Annotated in this window: 3 protein-coding genes; 2 read left to right on the top strand and 1 reads right to left on the bottom strand. The window is 77.3% G+C overall.

The window, feature by feature from the left end:
• Both AB0J52_RS29640 and AB0J52_RS29635 read left to right on the top strand, forming a co-directional pair.
• The coding region (locus AB0J52_RS29640) for a DUF3027 domain-containing protein (RefSeq protein WP_500185867.1) at positions 1 to 987 on the top strand (987 nt) is incomplete at its 5' end.
• Positions 988 to 994: 7 nt separating this feature from the next.
• A complete protein-coding gene (locus AB0J52_RS29635; protein ID WP_500185864.1) occupies positions 995 to 3,967 on the top strand; it encodes a sacsin N-terminal ATP-binding-like domain-containing protein in 2,973 nt (990 codons plus the stop codon).
• Between the two features lie 13 nt (positions 3,968 to 3,980).
• Here AB0J52_RS29635 and AB0J52_RS29630 read toward each other — a convergent pair whose 3' ends face one another.
• A complete protein-coding gene (locus AB0J52_RS29630) occupies positions 3,981 to 4,301 on the bottom strand; it encodes a DUF2530 domain-containing protein (protein ID WP_500185862.1) in 321 nt (106 codons plus the stop codon).
• Between the last annotated feature and the right edge of the window lie 21 nt (positions 4,302 to 4,322).

Genomic DNA, 4,322 nt, shown 5'->3' with positions numbered 1-4,322 from the left:
GCCGCCGAGGAGACCGCCGCCCCCGGCCGGGTCGGCGACCACCTGGGTTTGCGCCCCGAGGGCGACCGTCTCGTGACCCACTACTTCGCCTGCCTCGACCCCGGCTACCGGGGCTGGCGCTGGGCGGTCACGGTCGTCCGCGCGTCCCGCGCGAAGAACGTGACGGTGGACGAGTGCGTGCTGCTGCCCGGGGACGACGCGCTGCTCGCCCCAGCCTGGGTGCCGTGGCTGGAGCGGCTGCGTCCGGGCGACCTCGGTCCCGGCGACCTGATGCCGACCGCGCCCGACGACCCGCGCCTCGCGCCCGGCTACACCGCCACCGACGACGAGGCCGAGCGGCAGGTCCAGTGGGAGCTGGGGCTCGGCCGTACGCGCGTGCTGTCGGTGGAGGGGCGCGACGAGGCCGCCGAGCGCTGGTACGACGGCGTCGCCGGGCCGCGCGCCCCGATCGCCGCGTCCGCGCCCGCGCAGTGCGCCACCTGCGGTTTCTACGTTCCGCTCGGCGGCGGGCTGCGGCAGATGTTCGGGGTCTGCGCGAACGAGTACGCCCCCGACGACGGCCGGGTGGTCTCGGCCGACCACGGCTGCGGCGCGCACTCCGAGGCGGTGAACCTCCCGGCGGCGTCCGAGCACGGCCCGCCGGTCCTGGACGAGCTCGACTTCGAGGTCGTCTCCACCTCCCCCGCTCAGGCGGACGAGCCTGAGCAGGCGGGCGAGCCGGAGGACGGCGACACCGCGCCGGTCGCGGTCGAGAGCACCGAAGAGACCGCCGACACCGGGGCTTCCGACACCGGGGCCGAGGACGCCAAGGCCGCCAAGGGCAAGGCCGGGTCGGGCCGGAAGGCCGCCGCCGGCAAGCGGGCCCCCGCCAAGCGGAGCACCGCCAAGGGCGGTGCGGCCAAGAGCGGCGCGGCGAAGGGCAAGGCGAGCGGAAGCGCCAAGAGCAAGGCCGATGCGGACGGGTCGGCGGAGGCCGGCGACGGCTGACGCGGCTGTGGAGGATCCGTTCGGCACGGACGCGCTGCGCGCGCGTGTCCTGAGGGCTTGGGCCGAGTCCCCGGCGCGTTTCCGTGCCGACGCCAACACCGAAGAGGACTTCGCCCTCGGCGGCTACCGCGACCGCGTCGTGGTGGAGCTGGCGCAGAACGCGGCCGACGCCGCGCTGCGGGCGGGCGTCCCCGGCCGACTGCGGCTCACGCTGCGCGGTGACGTGCTGACGGCGGCGAACACGGGCGCGCCGCTGTCCGCCGAGGGCGTGGAGGCGCTGTCCACGCTGCGCGCCTCCGCGAAGCGGGACGAGTCCGGATCGGTCGGGAGGTTCGGCGTCGGGTTCGCCGCCGTGGTTTCGGTCAGCGACGAGCCATCCATCATGTCCGCTTCGGGCGGAGTCTCGTGGTCGCTGGAGCGGGCCCGGGCGCTGGTCGAGGACGTGCCGGAACTCGCCTCGGACCTGGCCGCCCGGTCCGGGCACCTGCCGCTGCTGCGGCTGCCGTTCGCCGAGGCCGGAGGCGGCGTCCCGGACGGCTTCGCGACGTCCGTCCGGCTGCCGCTGCGTGACGGGACGGCGGTCGAACGCGTCCGGGCGCAGCTCGGCGAGGTCGGGCCGGCCCTGCTCCTCGCCCTGCCCGCGCTCGAATCCGTCGAGATCGACGTGGACGGGGACGTCCGGGAGGTCCGGCTCGGCGAGTGGCGCACGGTCGAGGCGCACGGCGAGATCCCGGCCGCCTTGCTGGCCGACCGGCCGACCGAGGAGCGCCTGCGGGGCGGCTGGCAGGTCCGCTGGGCGCTGCCCGCGGAGCCGTCCGGCGGCGAGGCCGGAGCTTCCGGCGGCGGCTTCGGTGGAGGCGGTTTCGGAGCCGGGGGCGTCTTGTCGGCGGAGCAGGCCGGGGCTCCGGCCGTGCTGCACGCGCCGACGCCCTCGGACGAGCGGATCGACCTTCCCGCGCTGCTGATCGCGTCCTTCCCGCTCGCTCCGGACCGGCGGCACGTCGCGCCCGGCCCGCTGACCGACTTCCTGGTCGAGCGCGCCGCCGACGCCTATGTCGAACTGCTGCGCGGTCTTCCGGCGGGGCCCGGCGTGCTCGGGCTCGTCCCGGGGCCGGTCGGCGCCGGGGAACTGGACGCCAGACTGCGCCGCGCGATCCTGGCCCGCCTGCCCGAAACCCCGCTTCTGCCCGGCCCGATGCGCGGCCGGGACGCGGTCGCGGTGGACGCGCCGCCGCCGTTCCTGGACCTCATGGCGGACGTCATGCCCGGCCTGCTGCCGCCGGGCTGGCCGGTGCGGAGCCCCGCGCTCGACGCGCTCGGCGTCCGGCGCATGGAGCTCGCCGACGTGGTCGACGCGCTGGTCTCCCTCGAACGTCCGCCGGGCTGGTGGAGGTCGCTGTACGAGGCGCTGTCGGGGGCGTCCACCGACGGCCTGGGCGCGCTGCCGGTGCCGCTCGCGGACGGACGGCTCGCGCGCGGCCCGCGCGGCGCGCTGGTCACGAGCGTGGACACCGCCGCGCTGGAGCCCCTCGGCCTGCGGATCATTCACCCCGAGGCCGTCCATCCGGTGCTGAGCAGGCTCGGCGCGATCGAGGCCGGGCCGCGGCAGGTGCTCGCCGACCCGGCGGTCCGGGCGGCGGTCGAGGAGTCCTTCGACGCGGACGATCCGGACGCGCTCGCCGACGCCGTCCTGACGCTGGTCCGGGAGTCGCGGCTCGACCCGGGCGACGAGCCGTGGCTGGAGGACCTGGCCCTGCCCGGCGCGGACGGCGACCTCTACGCGGCCGGTGAGCTGCTGCTCCCGGACAGCCCGCTGCACGCGATCATGGCCGACGACGCGCCGTTCGCGACCGTCGCGGCCGACCTGGTCGAGCGGTTCGGCGCCGAGACGCTCGCCGCCGCCGGCGTGCTGGACGGCCCGGCGACCGTCCGCGCCGAAGACGTGAACGTGGTCGGCCTGGCCGACGCCGCCGACACCCTGCACCTGGACGGCGAGGAGCTCTGGGCCGAGGAGGTCCTGCGCCGCACCGGCGACCAGGAGCTGCCGCCCCTGGTGCCCGAGTTCGCCGCCGTCCGCGACCTGGAGCTCGTGCACGACTGGCCGGCCGCGCTGGAGCTGCTGGCCCGTCCGCCGCTGCGCGCCGCCGTCGTCGAGCCCGCCCTGGTCGGCCTGGCCGACGGCCGCCGGATGACCGCGCCGTCCTACACGGCCTGGTGGCTGCGGAGCCATCCGGTGCTGGACGGCCGGCTGCCCGGCCGGTTCCGCATGCCGGACGGCTCGGACCTGCTGCGCGGCCTGTACGACGAGGCCCCGGCCGGGCTGGACGAGGGCTTCCTGCTGGCGCTGGGCGTCCGCACGACCCTGGACGACCTGCTGGGCGAGCCGGGCGGCGCGGCCGAACTGCTCGATCGGATGGCCGATCCCGGCCGCGAGGTCTCCCGCGAGCACCTCGGCGTCCTGTGGACGGCCCTCGCCGCGGCCGGGCGGGACGTCGAGCCTCCCGAGGCCGTCCGGGCCATCGTGGACGGCCGGGTCGAGGTCGTGGACGCCGCCGACGCGCTCGTTCTGGACCGTCCCGACCTGCTGCCGCTGCTGACCGGCCAGCCGCTGGTGATCGCCGCGGCGGGGAGCGCGGAGGCGCTCGCCGAGCTGCTCGACCTGCCGCGCGCGAGCGAGGAGGTCACCGGCGAGCCGGCCGGGCCGGGCACGCCGACGGCGGTTCCGGCCGTGGTCCGGGCCGTCCTGCCGGACGCCCCGGACACCTACCTCGCGCACGACCGGCTGGTCGTGGACGGTGTGGAGGTGCCGTGGTGGGCCGGCGACGACGGGAGCGGCGGGATCCACGCGGCGGGCCCGTCCGGGCTGGCGCGGGCCCTGGCCTGGACGGTCGGCGCCTGGCCCGACCGGCACCTCGCCGAGGCCGTGCTCCGCGCGCCCGACGACACCCCGGCGCTGCTGGCCGAAGCCGACCTGGAGTGACCCCGGCCGGCCGCTAGCGGGACGTGGGGTCTCCCGTGCTCTGGCGGGACGTGGGGTCACCGTCGAGCGGGCCGGGGCCGTGCGGGCCGCGCCGGGCCGCGCGCTCGGCGGCCAGGCGCGTCCGTGAGGCGTGCAGGCGCGGGACGTACCAGATCGCGAACAGGCCGACGCAGATGCCGACCGCGCACACCCACAGCCACCAGCGGTCGTCCGCCGGCAGCCCGACGACCAGCATGACGATCAGCGCGACGGCCCACGCGAGCGTCCCGGCGATAGCGATGTGCACATCGTTGGTCGCGAGCGGCGACGGGTCGGGGCGGCGCGGACGGCTCATGCCATCAGCCTAGGCGCTGCG

The sequence above is a fragment of the Spirillospora sp. NPDC049652 genome (assembly GCF_040675125.1).
Classification (GTDB): Bacteria; Actinomycetota; Actinomycetes; order Streptosporangiales; family Streptosporangiaceae; genus Spirillospora.
This window is presented reverse-complemented; position numbering and strand designations above follow the sequence as displayed.